This window comes from Alphaproteobacteria bacterium US3C007, from assembly GCA_034423775.1.
Taxonomy (GTDB): Bacteria; Pseudomonadota; Alphaproteobacteria; order Rhodobacterales; family Rhodobacteraceae; genus Thalassovivens; species Thalassovivens spotae.
Genome location: CP139918.1, coordinates 2,807,049 through 2,823,259, shown reverse-complemented (window position 1 = coordinate 2,823,259; position 16,211 = coordinate 2,807,049). Strand labels below are relative to the sequence as shown.

The following is a 16,211-nucleotide window of genomic DNA, read 5'->3' as shown; positions in this document are numbered from 1 at the left end:
AAAACTTTCTAATGGTAAGTTTTATCTACAATAAGAAAGAAAAGGGGCGGCCACCAACGGTGGAACGTCGACAATCAAAGGGAGAAACCATGCAACAGATTAGTAAAGTAACCAGCGTTCTTGGCTTTGCCATGCTTGGATTGGTTAGCAGCGCCGCTGCCGATAGCAGCGATCCAATTAAAATCGCCGTCAATGAATGGACAGGACAGCATGTGTCGGCGCATATCTCGGGCAGCGTTTTGCAAGCTGCAGGATATACTGTCGAATATGTTACCGCCGGCGCGGTGCCGCAATTTGCCGCCATTGCGCAGGGAAATCTACATCTGCAGCCCGAAACATGGGGCAATAACGTGGGAGACATTTACCCCAATTCTGTTGCCAATGGCGATATTGTCGTCTTGGGCTCAACAGGGCTTGAGCCAACAGAAAGCTGGATGTATCCAAGCTACATGAACGCACAATGCCCCGGATTACCAGATGTGAACGCACTGATCGCCTGCTCGCAGCTTTTTGCCGCGGCTGAAACGTTCCCCAAGGGACGTTTAATAACCTATCCCGCCGATTGGGGCACGCGCTCCAAGGATTTGGTCAACAGCGCGGGCTTACCATTTGAACCGATTGCCGGCGGATCAGAAGGCGCTATGATTGCCGAAATGCAGGCCGCCTATAAGACACAATCCCCCATGTTGGTGATGTTTTGGGAGCCGCATTGGGTTCACTCAGAAATGGATTTTGACTGGGTTCAATTCCCCGGCTATACCGAAGATTGCGACACCAACCCTGAACCCGGCATTTACCCCGACAAAACAGGCGATTGCGGCTTCAAGCAGGCCAATATCTCTAAAATCGTGTCGCGTGACTTTGAAACCACCTGGCCCGGCGCCTTCAAAATCATAGAAGCTTTGTCCATCGACAATGCTATGCAGAATTCGCTTCTTTTAGAAATCGATTTCAACAAACGTGAACTTGAAGAGGTGATCGCAGAGTGGATGGTGAACAATGAAGCCACTTGGAAGCCTTGGGTTGCCGCAGGCAGTTGATCCTGCTGGCAGCTGAACATTCAAACGGGGCGGTCTCATTCCACCGCCCCGTTTCACAACTTAACCATAACAAAAAGTTCTGATATGATGTGCGGGCCACGTTAAAACAGGCCAGAGGCGCCGGACTGCTCTGGCGCATCTAAAGGGGGGGAGCATGACACAAAAGAGCGAAGCCACCGTTAAAATCGCCTGTCGAAATGTGTGGAAAATATACGGCAACACTCCCAATTCTTATTTTGATCACCCCACCGGCCTCGCCAGCGATAACATCCCAGAATTGGTTGATAAAATAAGGCAGAACGGCGCAATCCCAGCGGCTGCAGATGTTTCTTTCGACGTGAATGAGGGTGAGATTTTTGTTATTATGGGCCTGTCCGGTTCTGGTAAATCCACGATGGTGCGCTGCCTGTCGCGCCTTGTCGAGCCGACCCGCGGGGAAATTTTACTCGATGGCGAAGATCTGCTTAAGAAAAACAAGTCTGAGCTGATCGATATCCGCCGTCACAAAATGGGTATGGTTTTTCAAAGCTTCGGTTTGCTTCCGCATCTATCTGTGGCAGAAAACATCTCATTTCCTCTTAGCCTGCAAGGCTTGTCGGCCAAAGAGCAGCACGAAAAAACAGCGCGGGTGATTGAGCTGGTTGGGCTGGAAGGGCGCGAAAAAAGTTTTCCGCGGCAACTTTCCGGGGGGCAGCAACAACGGGTGGGGATTGCGCGTTCCTTGGCGGTAGAGCCAGAGCTGTGGTTTCTAGACGAGCCATTTTCCGCGCTTGATCCGTTGATCCGGCGCCAGATGCAAGATGAATTTCTGCGGATCCAATCCACGTTGAAAAAATCCATCGTCTTCATCACGCATGATTTTCTAGAGGCGCTGCGCATTGCCGACCGAATGATGATCATGCGCGATGGCATGGTTGTTCAGATCGGTACACCCGCTGAATTGATCATCAATCCGGCAGATGACTACGTGGCCGAATTTACCAGTGATGTACCTTTGGCGCGCGTGTTGTTGGCGCGCGATGTGATCGACGATACCGCAACGGTGCAAGCGGGCATGTTTGAAGTGCAAGAAACGGTTTGCGTTGAAGATCTGCTTTGCCATCTGGCAATTCATCGCGACGGCGTTGCGGTTGCCCAGAATGGGAACCCCATCGGCGTTGTTACCCCGACCTCGGTGGTATGTGCTTTGTCGAAGGGTTCAGAAGTTAAACCTGATACCACGCGGCAGCAGGAGGCCGGATGATGCGCGCCGAAACGGATGCCGTCAAACACTCTCAAAAGCCGGCAGGGCGTTTTTCCTTGCTTCTTTGGTTTGCGATACTGGCTGTGACCTTAGGCTTGTTGGCCCTGCGCGACGCGGCCCCATGGCTGATCGTCTTTCCCGACGAATGGGTTATGCCGATCGTATTGGTTCTAAACACCATGATGACGTGGGTCGTAGAGGCAACAGGGGCATTTTTTCGTACAGTTTCTATGGGCCTTGACGTGCCTATGGATGCGGTGCGCAGCGTTTTAACCTGGCTGCCCTGGTCCGTCTCAGTCTTTATATTGGTGAGTATTGCTTATGCGGCATCAGGGTGGAAGCTTGCCGTTTTTACAGCTTTTTCTGTCAGTTACATGCTGATTGTGGGGCTTTGGATTGAGTCGATGAATTCGCTCGCTTTGGTGGTGGTATCGGTGCCGCTGGCCGTGTTGATTGGGTTTGCCATCGGAACCGCAGGGTTTTTCTATCCGCGCGCGGAACGTGCCATCATGGTCACCTTAGATGCGCTACAAACTATTCCAGCCTTTGCCTATTTGCTTCCTATCCTGCTGCTATTTGGCTTTGGCGTCGTGGTGGGGCTGATTGCGGGCATCTTATATGCCTTCCCTCCAATGGTACGCAACACGCTGCTTGGTCTACGCCGGGTTGCGCCGGAAGTGATCGAATCTGGTTTGATGTCGGGGGCCACCGCGACCCAATTGTTCTTTCGGGTGCGCGTACCAAGCGCAGCAAGACAAATTATGTTAGGGATTAACCAGACCACGATGGCGGCGTTTTCAATGGTGATCATTGCGTCAATTATTGGTGGGGCCTCCGATATTGGCTGGGAAGTTTTATCGGCGATGCGCAAGGCACGGTTTGGTGAAAGCTTGGTGGCAGGCGTGGTGATTGCCTTGATGGCCATGGTTATGGATCGCATAACGGCGGGGTTTGCAAATCGAAAACCAAAGGAAACGAACCTTGTTTCCGAACCGTTTTACTGGCGTCACCAATTCACTTTAACCGCCGTTACGGGCGCCTTATGCCTTTATTTTATTAGCCTTATTTTGCCACCACTTCAAACCTATCCAAAGTCTTGGGTCTACGACCCTTCTGGCCCTTTAAACAACGCGATCGATTATATCATCATTGAATATGCAGCCTGGATTGCGCTGATTAAAACTTGGGCGTTCTTTTACCTAATGCTTCCAATCAAAATGGGGTTAGAGCAGGTGATTTCGCCCTTTTCTTGGGGGTTCACATTTACCCCCGCATTGAAGGCCGGTTATGCTTTGACGGCACTGGCATTGATGGCGCTTGCAGGGCTGCGAAGACGGCAGAGACTTGCGGTGGTGATTGGATTGCTGGCGATTATGCTGTTTTTTGGATTGACCCGCATGCCATGGCCTGCGCTCTGGTTGATTATGGCTTTTGTGTGCTTGCAATTATCTGGTCCAAAGCTGGCTTTGTCCGTTTTAATCGGGCTCGCCTATCTGTTACTGTCAGGCATCTGGCCGCAGACCTTACTGAGTGTTTATCTCTGCGGCATTGGCGTCGTTTTGTCATTCACCCTTGGCTCTGCACTGGGTATTTTGGCCTCTGAATTCAAATCTGTTTCGCGGGTTTTGCAGCCCATTAATGACACGCTGCAAACCATGCCACTCTTTGTGCTGCTGATCCCTTTTGTAATGATCTTCAAAATTGGCGAGTTCACAGCCCTCCTGGCCGTGATGGCTTATGCCATGGTCCCTGCAATCCGGTATGCTGAGCATGGATTGCGAAGCGTACCACATGAGGTGGTTGAAGCGGCCACTTGCATGGGCTGCACCCGTTGGCAATTATTGTGGCGGGTAAAGATTCCCTTGGCTCTTCCCGAAATGATGCTGGGCCTTAATCAGACAATCATGTTCGGGATTTCTATGCTGGTTATCGCGGCCTTAGTGGGCACCAGCGGCCTGGGTCAACAAGTCTATATCGGGCTGGGAGATGGTGATTTTGGCGTTGGTATGACCGCCGGGATTGGCATGGCGATTATCGCAATCATCGCAGACCGAATGACCGCTGCCTGGAGCGTCAAGCTGCAGGAACGCTACACATCAAACCCAGCCAGCTGAAGGTTAGCGCTATGGTAAAAACACCTGCCCTGCCCCTGACAAGTACGCATTGGGGCACCTATCGCGCCAAGGTCGCGAATGGCCGCGTGCAAGAGCTGCTACCCTTTGAGCATGACCAAGACCCCTCGCCCATCGGGCCAGGCATTTTGGATGTGCAGCATGGGCCAATGCGCATAGATATGCCTATGATACGCAAAAGCTGGTTAGAGGGCAAAGCTGGCCATAGCACCGACTTGCGCGGGCGCGAGCCGTTCGTGGCCGTAAGCTGGGCGGATGCGAACCGTCTGGTTGCGGATGAGCTTACGCGGGTACGCCGCGACTTTGGCAATCAGGCGATCTATGGCGGCTCTTACGGCTGGGCAAGCGCCGGCCGGTTTCATCATGCCCAAAGTCAACTCAAGCGGTTCTTGAACTGCATCGGCGGCTTTACCAGTTCAAAATTCACCTATAGTTTCGCCGCTGCTGAGGCCATGGTGCCGCATATCCTGGGCAGCTTTCGCGCGTATCTGGACACCTGTACAAGTTGGGAAGTGATCAGGGACCACACGCAGCTTTTCGTCTGTTTCGGAGGCGTGCCGCTGAAAAACGGTCAGATCAGTCAAGGCGGCACCGGCTGTCATATTCAGCGCGAAGCCTTGTTGGCCGCAGGCAGCGCGGGGATCGAGATTATCAATGTCAGCCCCATAAAATCTGACATGCTTGAAGATGTTGACGCTGAATGGGTGCCCCTGCGCCCTAATACGGATGTGGCGATGATGCTGGGGCTAGCGCATACTTTGCAGATCGAAGGGCTTACGGATCAGGCCTTTTTGGATCGTTACACGCAGGGATTTGAAGCCTTTCTGCCTTATTTGATGGGCGAGCCCGACGGCATCGCAAAAACCGCGGATTGGGCAGCTAAGATTTGTGAAATTCCTGCAGAGACGATCCGCGCATTGGCCCGCCGCATGGCAGCCCAGCGCACGATGATTTCACTCAGTTGGTCGCTCACGCGTCAAGACCATGGTGAGCAACCCTTCTGGATGGGTATAACATTGGCCTCAATGCTCGGCCAGATCGGTTTGCTTGGTGGCGGGTTTGGATTTGGTTACAGCGCAATGAATTACATCGGGGGCAAATTCAAAAGCATTTCCGGAGCATCTCTTCCACAGGGAAAAAATCCAATTGAAAACTTTATTCCAGTGGCCCGTATCACTGACTTGCTGCTTAACCCGGGTCGGCCCTTCGATTTTGACGGGGTAGAGTACACATATCCTGATATTAAACTGGTGTGGTGGGCCGGAGGCAATCCTTTTCACCATCATCAAGACCTGAACCTGATGATGCAGGCTTGGCAAAGGCCAGACACGATCATCGTCAATGAGTGGTGCTGGAATTCACTTGCCAAACACGCTGATATCGTGCTGCCCTGCACCACGCCGATGGAACGGGCCGATATCGCGATAACCCCGCGCGACCCCTATGTGGTCGCCATGGCGAAACTGACAGAACCCTTTGCGCAGGCCCGCGACGATTATGAGATTTTTGCCAATATTGCTGAGGCCATGGGTGTTGCAGAGGCTTTCACCGAAGGGCGTAGCGCTGCTGATTGGCAGAGGCAAATATACGAACAAACCATCACTCGAGCTTATCAAGACGGCGTTGAGATGCCCGAGTATGACCGTATTCTTGATAAGGGCTGGTTCAAACTTGCAGAGCCTGCGCACCCCACCGTCATGTTAGAGGATTTTCGCGCCGATCCTGCGGCAAATCCGCTGACCACGCCTAGCGGTAAAATTGAAATCTTTTCAAAAACGGTTGCAGATTTTGGCTACGCCGATTGCCCCGGACATCCGCTTTGGCAGGAACCCTATGAATGGTTGGGCAATAGGGCTGACTATCCACTTCATCTGATATCAAACCAGCCAAAGGGAAAATTACACTCCCAGCTCGATCATGGTTCTGTCAGCAAGGCCCATAAAGTTGGAGGCCGCGAACCATTGCACATGCACCCTGAGGATGCCGATATGCGCGGGCTTAAAACCGGGGATCTCGTGCGCGCGTTTAACGATCGCGGTGCCTGCCTGGCAGGCATTGTGGTTGACCCCACCATGCGCCCTGCAGTTGTTCAGATGAGCACCGGTGCCTGGTATGATCCAGATGAAACCGGTTTGTGCAAACATGGCAACCCCAACGTGCTGACCCGTGACAAGGGCACATCAAAACTGGGGCAAGGCCCCAGCGCCCATTCCTGCCTGATCGAGGTTGAACTGTTCACAGGCTCAGCGCCATCTGTCACGGCACATGCGCCGCCCACCATCCTACGCCCCAGCCCAGATAACGATCGAATGGAGAAGACATGAGCAATCTTCAAGAAGCCTCTGATTTGCATAACAATATCGCTATAAGCGCCCGCCGTTTTGAGGAATCTCCATTTATCGAACGCACACGCCGACCAGAAATGGTGAAAGGGGTTTATGCAGGGCGGTTCTTCACAATTTATATGGGTGAAGATTATCTCGATAAATATTGGTGTCTGCGTCAAAAGGCGCTTATTTTTGACGTGCCTGAAAAGCCGATCGAAATCTTCGGGCCGGATGCCGTTCCTTTTCTAGAAAAAGTATTTGCTCGAAAGATTGCAACAATGACCGAAGGCCGCGGATATTACGCAATTGCCTGCACCCCGCAAGGCGGCATCTTTATGGATGGGGTAATGTTTCGGTTGGCTGAAGACCGGTTTTGGTATGTGCAGGCCGATGGCCCAATGGAAGCTTGGTTGGTGGCGCATTCCGAGGGCTTAGACGTCACCATACGGGACCCGCGCAGTCGCGTGTTGCAAATTCAAGGGCCGGCCTCGATGGCGGTCATGACGGCCGCCTCAAACGGGGCGATTGACGTTACAATGAAATATTTTCGTTCCGGATATTATGACTTGGGCGGTCAAACGCTCTATGTCTCACGCACCGGTTTCACCAATGAACTTGGCTATGAAATTTACAGCAACGGGGCGCAGACGGATCATCTGGCGCTTTGGGATCATCTGATGGATTGCGGCGCGCCGCATGGCATGGAGTTTTCATCCACCCACGCCTTGACCATCCGCAGGATCGAAGGCGGTATTCTTGGAAATGGCACCGATATCACGCCGGATATGACGCCGTTTGAGGCTGGCTTGGCACCTTTCGTTAACATGGACAAAGGCGAATTCATCGGTCGAACTGCGCTTTTGACGAAAGAAAGGCACTGCTGCCTCTTTGGGGTGACATGTAGCACAAAAACCCCGGCTGCAGGCGCGCTGATTTTCGACGGTGGCCGCGAGGTTGGGCGCATTACCGCAGGGATCCCCTCTCCAACGCTGGGCCTTGGCGTTGGCTATGTGCATTTTAACACGCGCGGCGATTGGGTCGGCAGAACCCTCGCTATGCGCTTGCCTGACGGCAGCCTACACGACGCTCAAATCGTTCAACCGCCATTTTTTGACCCAGACAAAAAAATTGTACGCGGGCTGGATCGTTCTATCCCGGAACGCCCTGCGAACTGATCAATGAAAGCAGTAGATAGCATGACTGACGCCAACATTTTGGAACCACAGGATTGGACCTTCCCAATACCCATCGCGTATGGGCCGGGCCGTCTGGGGGAAATTGGACAACACTGCGCGGCGCTGGGGCTGAAAAACCCCTTGATCGTCACCGATAAAGGCAGCCGAGATTTGCCTTTCATTTCAAGGTTGCAGAGGGTTTTGTCTGACGCAGGCGTGTCCGCTGGCTTGTTTTCGGAAATATCGCCAAACCCGCGCGATGATGAAATTGGCGCCGGGCGCGATAAATTCCGCTCGGGCAATCACGATGCGATCATTGCGATTGGAGGCGGCAGTGCGATGGATGGAGGCAAGGCCATCTGCCTTACCGCCAGAAATGACAGAGATCTTTGGGAGTTTGAATGGGAATCCGAGCCGGCAGATATTGGCCCTGATCAAGCGTTTCCAACGCTGATCACCATTCCGACCACGGCCGGAACTGGCGCCGAAACTGAAAGTACGGCGATGGTCACCCATACGGGTAAAGGCATGAAATTCTGCATCTACCATCCGCAATTGAAACCATCTTTGGCGCTGCTTGACCCAGAACTGACCCTTGGCCTGCCTGGCAATCTGACCGCCTGGACCGGCGCGGATGCCATGGTGCATGCAATTGAGGCCTATTGCGTGCCGGGTTTTCATCCACTGTGTGATGGCCTTGCACTGGAAGGGCTGGCTCTGGTCGCAAAATGGTTACCGGTGGCAGTACGCGCGCCGGAGAACATGGCCGCGCGTGGTGGCATGCTTGTCGGATCTTGCCTTGCCGGGATCGCTTTCCAAAAAGGCTTGGGACATGTGCACGCGATCTCGCACATGGTGGGGGCTGAATTCAATACACAGCACGGGCTCACCAACGCAATCATATTGCCAGTTATTCTGCGGTTCAACTTGCCGGGTATGGAGCACAAGGTAAAGCGTATGGCGGATGCCATGGGCCTCACAGATGCATCAGTTGACGCCTTCATTATAGAGGTTGAGCGCCTTCTTAACGATATCAATATCCCACGTTCTTTAAGTGAAATCGGGGTGCCCGCAGATTGTGCCAGCCGCATCGCTGAAAAGGCAATGCAAGATAGCGCGGCAGGTACAAACCCCAGAACCGCGAGCCGCGCCGAAATGGAGCTTTTGGTAGAAAGCGCTTTGGCTAAAGCACGCTAAGGGAAGGAAAAAACCGAATAATGTACAGCGCATTCCAAAAGCACGATGTTGAAACAGCCCCAGAGAAAAGCAAACCACTCTTGCGGCAATTGCGTGAGCATTCGGGGCCAAATGGGTTTTACGCCGTAACCGCAGATTCTCCAGAAACGCTGACAGCATATGCTGCACTGCACAAAGTATTCATGGCCACAAGCTTTACGAATGAAGAAAAAACTGTGGTTTGGCAGAGCATCAATGTCGAAAATCAATGTCATTTCTGTGTTCCAGCGCATACTTACATGGCCAAGGCTATGAAGATTGATAAGGCGATATCAAATGCTCTGCGCAACGAAAAAGCTCTTCCCACGGCCCAGCTCGAAGCTTTACGCGATTTTACTTTGCTGTTGTTGCGCAATCATGGGCACGCAGGTGACTCTGAAATCTCAAAGTTCCTAAGCGCCGGTTTCACTCATCAGAATTTGTTGGAGGTTGTGCTGGGCTTGGCTCAAAAAACGATCAGCAACTACGTCAACCATTTGGTACGTACACCTATTGATAAGCAATATGAACACTACGCCTGGAAAAAATCGGGATAAAATCAGATGAAAAACCTTTCAAACTTTTATATCTCTGGGCAGTGGGTTAACCCAATCTCAGAAGCCTCAATGCCAGTTCTGAATCCTGCCACGGAAGAACAAATTGGAACGGTCGCCTTGGGCAATTCAGCGGATGTGGACAGCGCGGTCGCCGCCGCAAAATCTGCCTTTGATAGCTTTTCTTTAACCAGCAAAGCCGATCGCTTGGCGCTTCTCAAAGCGTTGAAAGCTGTCACTGAAAAGAGGTTCGAGGATCTTGCACAGGCGATGCGCATAGAGATGGGCGCCCCGATTAGCATGGCGCGCGACGCGCAGGCCGATGCCGCGATTGGCCATCTTATTGGCTTCATAGAGGCGCTTGAAACGCTTGAAGAGCGCTCCGTTTTATCCAATAGCGATATTTTGATACGCGAACCGATTGGCGTTTGTGGGCTGATTACGCCTTGGAATTGGCCGATGAATCAGATCGCGCTTAAGGTTATTCCGGCACTGGCCACGGGCTGTACCTGTATTTTAAAACCTTCCGAGCATACGCCGATTTCCGCAATGATCTATGCAGAAATTATTCATGAGGCCGGCTATCCAGCTGGAGTGTTTAACCTAATCAATGGCCTTGGAGACACGGTTGGCTCGGCGCTGTCGCGTCACCGCGATGTTCAGATGATGTCGTTTACCGGATCAACGCGTGCCGGGGCAGCCGTCACGCAGGATGCCGCCGAAACCGTCAAAAGGGTGACGCTTGAGCTGGGTGGCAAATCACCCAACCTCGTCTTTGCAGATTGCGACCTTGCAGAGCGCGTTACCGCCTCGGTCGGTGAATGCATGTTTAACACCGGACAATCTTGCGATGCTCCAACCCGGCTTTTGGTCGAGCGCGCGTGTTATGACGAGGTGCTCAAAATCGCAAAGCGGGCGGCAGAAGCAACGGCGGTCGGGGATCCGGCGCAGGCGGGTGATCATATCGGCCCTCTCTTTGACCGTATTCAATATGAACGTGTGCAAGCCATGATCCATAAGGGGCTTGCCGAGGGGGCAACCTTATTGGCAGGCGGTCCCGGCAAACCCGAAGGCTGTGAAATTGGGTGGTATGTGAAGCCAACGATCTTTGCAGATGTCTCCAACGATATGGCGATTGCGCAGGAAGAAATATTTGGTCCCGTTTTGGTGATCATTCCCTTTGAAAATGAAGATGAGGCGATTGCGATTGCCAATGACACGCCCTACGGTCTGGCCGCTTATGTGCAAACTGGCAGCGCGGCTCGTGCCGAGCGTGTTTCCGCGCGCCTGCGCGCTGGCGCCATTCACGTCAACGGGGGGGGCTTCAATTACGGGTCCCCCTTTGGCGGCTATAAGCAATCGGGCAATGGCCGCGAAGGCGGGTCAATGGGGCTGGAAGATTATCTTGAAACAAAAACGCTGCATGGCATCACCTGAAAGGCATCTGACATGACAAACCGGATTATTCGCCCGCGCCGCAGTTTCATTTTCACACCAGGCTTACGCCCTGACATGTTCCCAAAAGCGCTGGCCTCGGGCACAGATATCGTGTGCGTTGAACTTGAAGACGGGATTGCCCCAAAAGACAAAGCCGAAGCGCGGCAAAAAGCTTTGGCGCTGTTTGAAACCCCGCAATCCGATGACGGTGTCGAGCGGATCCTACGCATCAACTCGATGCGCGAACGCTTTGGGATCGAGGATGTGAACGCCGTCTTAAACAGCAAGACCCCGCCACCCGCCTTGATGATGCCCAAGCTGCGTACGCCAGACGAAGTGGTGATTTTGGATCAATTGTTAACAGAAGCGGGCCATACAACGCGGTTGCACGTTATTATTGAAACCAATGAGGGGCTTGAAGCGGCGTTTGAGATTGCCAAATCTTCGGACCGAATTGATGCAATGTTTTTTGGCGGCGTTGATATGGCGGCTGAACTGCGGTGCCAAAACACATTTGACGCGATGATCTATGCACGCTCGCGCGTGGTGCATGCCGCTGCAGCCGCCGGATTAGACGTGATTGATGTGCCATTCCTTGATCTTGATGACTCTGAAGGGATGCGCGTTGAGGCCAAAAAAGTTCGCGACTTGGGCTTTTCGGGTAAGGGCTCCGTGCATCCCAAACAGATTGCTGCGCTGAATGAAGTGTTCACACCGAGCATTGCGCAAATTGATCGCGCCCGTCGCATTATTAACGAATTTGAGAACGCGGATACGGGTCTGATTGTGATCGACGGCAAATTGATAGAAAAACCGGTTATGCGTGAGATGTACCGGATCGCAGCGATTGCGGATAGACTGGAACAATAGGATTAAAAACGTAGCGCCTTTCAATATAGGCACCCACAACGCTACGGGAAACTGTCTTAGCAGTGCTGTCAGACAAAGTAGCCCAAGCATCAGAAGCCTGAAGATATTGCTTTTAGACCAATTCGCTCAAGCATCAGAAGCCTAGGGAGCGTGCACTTTATGAAACGATAAGAGAGCGCCACTCGGTGAGAGCCGCGTCACGGTTTAGCTTGAAACTACTGCGCTTGGAGAGGGGCTTTTGTGAATTGAAGTGATTGTAAAATGAGGCGTGGGTTGAGGCGAACTTTTGGAGGCTGTGAATTCGCTTAAACCGAAGCATTGCCCTTTCTCGTCTTCGGAAGGGTAAATGTGAATTCTCAGCTCGGTTGTTCGCCCACCGCCCGGTAACTTGCTTTTCTAAACAGCCCAGCTCTTTTGCTGCTGCGCTGTAGGACCGAAGCTTATCTGTAACGATCTCATTGGGTGATCCATGGCGCCGCATGGCTTTTTTCATGAACTTTAACGCGGCTTTCTTGTCTCTCTTTTTGGTGACGTAGCTTTCTAGCACCTCGCCCTCATGATCAACTGCACGCCAGAGGTCATGCCTTTCACCAATTATCTTCACAAAGGCTTCATCAAGGTGCCACTTACAGTTGCTTGACTGCATACCCCCTGCTCGTCTCTTTTTGATCTGGTTTGCAAATTGAGAGCCAAACCTATGCCACCAGTACCGGACAGAGTCATAGCTTAAATCTGCTCCACGCTCATAAAGCAGGTCTTCTACATTTCTCAGTGAAAGCGGAAACCACACATAAAGCATAACTGCAAGTTGGGTGATCTCAGGGCAGATTTTGAAATAGCGGAATGAAATTTGCTTGGACATAGCCTAATTGCTAATTACCGAAGACAGTATGGCAAGACGGTTTATTCTGGTAAGATCTGACAGGCCCTTATAACGCAACCGGTAAACTTAGCCGCCATTGACTTGCGATTTAAATCGTTTCTGATGTTTAAATGCTCATTGTATAACGCAATCAATCTGAGGCGTGCATTTTAGCCTGTAACAAAAGTCTAGGCTGAGTTTGAGATTCCTGTTGAAAATCTACTTTTGAGCGCCATCCTCTCCAATTCGCCCGAATAAGAGCTTGAGCCGTAGCACCGCCAAGCGTGGTGCCTGGGCCCAAAACGATAAAAACATCTGGCATAAATTCACGCGCCGCTGTGCGAATAGCTGCCGTAAAGTCATAAGGTTCAACAACCTGATGCCCTAGCGTGTAGTTATATAGCGCGCTAATATCTGTCGAGTTGGGATACCAAATTGCACCACGACCATCAATGAGCGGGGTGGTCGGTTGGACAAATAGCTGCTCTGAAAGCGCGTCAAAGCCAAGTTTGGAAATAGGTCTTTGCAAATGGGTATGAAAACCTGCATGATTTTGTAGGCGCATCGGGAAACGCCCCTGTAAAGCTGGGACTGATCTTTCAAATGCGCTCAAACCTGCCTCGTTTCCCGCAAGTACCAACATGCCACCAAGATCAATGGATAGGCCCAGATCGTGATCTGGGCGGGCGTTGATCGTGGCGACTTCAGACAGCAAATTGTCGCGTCTGCCGGGAATTTCTTGCCAATTATCGTCTAGAAAAGGATAGATCAGTTGGCCACCAATCATGTGATCTTGCATAAGCTTTCCCATGGTGTTGACAACCTGCATCCCACCCATGGGATCAAGTGCACCCGCGCAAGCCAACGCGATATACCAACCCATGGAATTGCCCGTTATCCCTACAATATCGAAAAGATCACGATCAATGGAAACAAAATCAGAATAGGCGCAGGCATAAATAAGCGGTGCCGCATTGTCACCGCGCGTATGCGTGGGACCCGAAAATTGGGGAAACGTATCTAGCTCACTGATTTTTTTTTGGCCAAGCGTGGCGCGGTAAGCATCAAATTGGTCAAGATTTGGAGCGTTCGAGTGATGCCGTTTCAAATAACCGAGTTCGTTTTTATTATAAGTGCCCCGGCCAGGCGCGATAACAACTGCGGTTTGTTTCATAATGTATTCCAAAGCTTCGTAGCAGCCGCGATTATACTCTCACGACTGGGCATTGTGGCGGCATATGCTGGACCCGTCGCGATAAAGCTGTCTTCCGCAGCAAGACGTGACACGGGGAGATCGCTGCGTTCCGTAAGCATCGCAAATAAGGCTTCGGCCTGGCCACCGGTTCCGCGACATTCATCTACGACCAGAACTTTTTGTGCACCGTCAATGGCGGATAATATGCCCTCGGCAGGAAGAGGGGCAATCCAGCGGATGTCGACAATACGTATTTCAATCCCTTGTTGTTTCAGAACTTTAGCGGCTTGTTGTGATAAATAATGACCATTGCCATAAGTGATGATAGCCAAAGGGCCATTGCCTGTAACGCCAACTTCACCCAATGAAACGCTTTCATCCATTGCGGGGTAAGTGTGCATCCAACCGCCGTCTTTTTCATCGTGCAAGTCACGCATTGGATACAGCGCGATGGGTTCTACAAACACCACAACCCGCTGTTCTTCGCGCGCTAGTCGCAAGCATTCGCGCAGCATTTTAACAGCGTCGGCACCGTGGGATGGGCAAGCAACGATCACACCAGGGATATCGCGCAAGACTGCAAGCGAATTATCGTTATGGAAATGCCCACCGAACCCTTTTTGGTAACCCAGTCCCGCTATGCGCAGCACCATAGGGTTTGTGAATTGTCCATTGGAAAAAAAAGAGAGCGTTGCGGCTTCGCCGCGAATTTGATCTTCGGCGTTGTGGAAATAAGCCAAGAACTGGATCTCAGGCAGCGGAATAAACCCGTTATGGGCCAGACCGATAGCCAACCCGAGTATGGATTGCTCATCTAGCAACGTGTCGATCACCCGATCCTGACCGAAACGATCACAAAGCTTTTGTGTCACACCATAAACGCCTCCTTTACGGCCCACGTCTTCGCCCATCATTATAATTTCAGGATATTCGAGCATAAGATCGGTTAATGCCCAGTTTATCAACCTCGACATATTTTGAGGTTTTTCCATTTGTTGTATGTCGCTACCGAATGCAGTCTCTCGTGCCTCTTCAGATGGACCGTTGGTGAGCTTACATTCTCTTTTGGGTGGCACAATAGAGGCCATGACCTCCTGCGATGTAGACAGACGTTGTTGTTGAATCACCTCCTCAGCGACTCGAGCGCATTGCTCTTCAGTCTCAATATATATTGAAAGAACCTCGTCGGCCGTTAGAACGCCGCTTTCGGTAAGCAAGCGCGCCGAATGCAGCAGCGGATCGTTTTGCTCCCATTCCTCAAATATACTTTTCGCCAGATAAGTTTGTTGCAAATCTGCACCTGCATGACCGTAAAGGCGAACCAGCGACAGATGTAAAAATGCGGGTTTTTTTCTTTTGCGGACATATTCTGCAGCTGCCTGTGCTACGCAAAAAGTGTCAAATAGATCAAGGCCGTTTGCTTTGAAGTATTTCAGACCTGGTTTATTGGCAAAGCTTGCGCCGATCCAACCTTGAGGCGTGCGCGTGGAAATGCCGATATCATTGTCTTCGCAAACAAACAATAGAGGTAGTGGGACAGATTGATAGGAGGTCCAGCAGGCTGTGTTTATTGCTCCTTGCGCTGTGGAATGGTTCGCCGACGCATCACCAAACGAGCACATGACAATGCTATCATCCTTCAAAACTTTGTGTTCAGGTGGATGTCGTTTGGCCAATGAAATGGAATATGCCGCACCGACCGCTTTGGGAAGGTGACTGGCAATTGTAGAGGTTTGGGGCGGGATGTTCATAGCCTTGGATCCAAGTACCTTATGACGCCCCCCAGACAAAGGATCCGATTTTGCGGTGGAGAAGCTGAGCAGCATATCCCAAGCAGGCGTTGTTCCAGGCACCATTGCAGAACGGCGCGTTTGAAACGCCCCATCCCGATAATGCAGAAACGCCATATCATCGCGCCGTAATGCAGAAGCAACCGCAGCCATGCCTTCGTGCCCGGATGAACCGATGGTATAAAACCCTTGTCCCGCGCTTTGCATTTTGCGCGACCGTCGATCAAGATTTCGGCTCAGGCATTGAGCCCGAAAAATCGCAACGGCCTCAAAGCCAGACAAAGGGCCGTATGGCGCATCACCACTGGGAAATTCGCCTGCACTCACTCTGGCAAGAAAAGCCTCGTGAACGATATCTGCGCGATCCATAA

12 protein-coding genes are annotated in these 16,211 nt (G+C 51.8%); 9 read left to right on the top strand and 3 right to left on the bottom strand.

From position 1 onward, the window contains the following. Positions 1–89 precede the first annotated feature (89 nt). The 9 genes from UM181_13455 to UM181_13415 all read left to right on the top strand — a co-directional run bounded on the left by UM181_13455 (position 90) and on the right by UM181_13415 (position 11,993). Positions 90–1,040 (top strand): ABC transporter substrate-binding protein, encoded by a 951-nt coding sequence (locus tag UM181_13455; GenBank protein ID WQC62314.1) that lies wholly within the window; start codon positions 90–92, stop codon positions 1,038–1,040. A gap of 154 nt (positions 1,041–1,194) precedes the next feature. Then, positions 1,195–2,283: a betaine/proline/choline family ABC transporter ATP-binding protein gene (locus tag UM181_13450; GenBank protein WQC62313.1), complete on the top strand. Its 1,089-nt coding sequence runs from the start codon at positions 1,195–1,197 to the stop codon at positions 2,281–2,283. Further along, positions 2,280–4,397, top strand: a complete 2,118-nt coding sequence (locus UM181_13445) for an ABC transporter permease subunit (GenBank protein WQC62312.1) — start codon at positions 2,280–2,282, stop codon at positions 4,395–4,397. The genes UM181_13450 and UM181_13445 overlap by 4 nt, the downstream gene beginning before the upstream one ends. A gap of 11 nt (positions 4,398–4,408) precedes the next feature. After that, entirely contained in the window at positions 4,409–6,739 is a 2,331-nt protein-coding gene (locus UM181_13440) for a molybdopterin guanine dinucleotide-containing S/N-oxide reductase (protein WQC62311.1), read from the top strand. Then, positions 6,736–7,917, top strand: coding sequence for an aminomethyltransferase family protein (locus tag UM181_13435; protein ID WQC62310.1), 1,182 nt, complete (start codon positions 6,736–6,738; stop codon positions 7,915–7,917). The genes UM181_13440 and UM181_13435 overlap by 4 nt, the downstream gene beginning before the upstream one ends. 21 nt (positions 7,918–7,938) lie before the next feature. Beyond that, positions 7,939–9,114: an iron-containing alcohol dehydrogenase gene (locus UM181_13430; protein WQC62309.1), complete on the top strand. Its 1,176-nt coding sequence runs from the start codon at positions 7,939–7,941 to the stop codon at positions 9,112–9,114. 20 nt (positions 9,115–9,134) lie between these two features. Beyond that, positions 9,135–9,689 carry a carboxymuconolactone decarboxylase family protein gene (locus UM181_13425; protein WQC62308.1) on the top strand — a complete coding sequence of 185 codons (555 nt, stop codon included), beginning with the start codon at positions 9,135–9,137 and terminating at the stop codon, positions 9,687–9,689. Positions 9,690–9,695: 6 nt separating this feature from the next. Then, positions 9,696–11,123 carry an aldehyde dehydrogenase family protein gene (locus tag UM181_13420; protein ID WQC62307.1) on the top strand — a complete coding sequence of 476 codons (1,428 nt, stop codon included), beginning with the start codon at positions 9,696–9,698 and terminating at the stop codon, positions 11,121–11,123. 12 nt (positions 11,124–11,135) lie between these two features. Continuing rightward, complete coding sequence (locus tag UM181_13415) at positions 11,136–11,993, top strand: CoA ester lyase (protein WQC62306.1); 858 nt, start codon at positions 11,136–11,138, stop codon at positions 11,991–11,993. Positions 11,994–12,150: 157 nt separating this feature from the next. Here the strand turns inward: UM181_13415 and UM181_13410 are convergent, their stop codons facing one another. From UM181_13410 to UM181_13400, 3 genes are all read right to left on the bottom strand, one after another. Continuing rightward, complete coding sequence (locus UM181_13410) at positions 12,151–12,855, bottom strand: IS6 family transposase (protein ID WQC62305.1); 705 nt, start codon at positions 12,853–12,855, stop codon at positions 12,151–12,153. Positions 12,856–13,006: 151 nt separating this feature from the next. Continuing rightward, positions 13,007–14,029: an ACP S-malonyltransferase gene (locus UM181_13405; GenBank protein ID WQC62304.1), complete on the bottom strand. Its 1,023-nt coding sequence runs from the start codon at positions 14,027–14,029 to the stop codon at positions 13,007–13,009. Then, positions 14,026–16,209 carry a thiamine pyrophosphate-dependent enzyme gene (locus UM181_13400; GenBank protein WQC62303.1) on the bottom strand — a complete coding sequence of 728 codons (2,184 nt, stop codon included), beginning with the start codon at positions 16,207–16,209 and terminating at the stop codon, positions 14,026–14,028. The genes UM181_13405 and UM181_13400 overlap by 4 nt, the downstream gene beginning before the upstream one ends. Between the last annotated feature and the right edge of the window lie 2 nt (positions 16,210–16,211).

What these genes read in the sequence shown, in the direction of transcription:
- UM181_13425 (WQC62308.1), top strand. Translation starts at nt 9,135, where the DNA reads ATGTACAGCGCATTCCAAAAGCACGATGTTGAAACAGCCCCAGAGAAA.
- UM181_13415 (WQC62306.1), top strand. Translation starts at nt 11,136, where the DNA reads ATGACAAACCGGATTATTCGCCCGCGCCGCAGTTTCATTTTCACACCA.
- UM181_13400 (WQC62303.1), bottom strand. Translation starts at nt 16,209, where the DNA reads ATGGATCGCGCAGATATCGTTCACGAGGCTTTTCTTGCCAGAGTGAGT.
- UM181_13430 (WQC62309.1), top strand. Translation starts at nt 7,939, where the DNA reads ATGACTGACGCCAACATTTTGGAACCACAGGATTGGACCTTCCCAATA.
- UM181_13440 (WQC62311.1), top strand. Translation starts at nt 4,409, where the DNA reads ATGGTAAAAACACCTGCCCTGCCCCTGACAAGTACGCATTGGGGCACC.
- UM181_13455 (WQC62314.1), top strand. Translation starts at nt 90, where the DNA reads ATGCAACAGATTAGTAAAGTAACCAGCGTTCTTGGCTTTGCCATGCTT.
- UM181_13450 (WQC62313.1), top strand. Translation starts at nt 1,195, where the DNA reads ATGACACAAAAGAGCGAAGCCACCGTTAAAATCGCCTGTCGAAATGTG.
- UM181_13420 (WQC62307.1), top strand. Translation starts at nt 9,696, where the DNA reads ATGAAAAACCTTTCAAACTTTTATATCTCTGGGCAGTGGGTTAACCCA.
- UM181_13405 (WQC62304.1), bottom strand. Translation starts at nt 14,029, where the DNA reads ATGAAACAAACCGCAGTTGTTATCGCGCCTGGCCGGGGCACTTATAAT.
- UM181_13435 (WQC62310.1), top strand. Translation starts at nt 6,736, where the DNA reads ATGAGCAATCTTCAAGAAGCCTCTGATTTGCATAACAATATCGCTATA.
- UM181_13410 (WQC62305.1), bottom strand. Translation starts at nt 12,855, where the DNA reads ATGTCCAAGCAAATTTCATTCCGCTATTTCAAAATCTGCCCTGAGATC.
- UM181_13445 (WQC62312.1), top strand. Translation starts at nt 2,280, where the DNA reads ATGATGCGCGCCGAAACGGATGCCGTCAAACACTCTCAAAAGCCGGCA.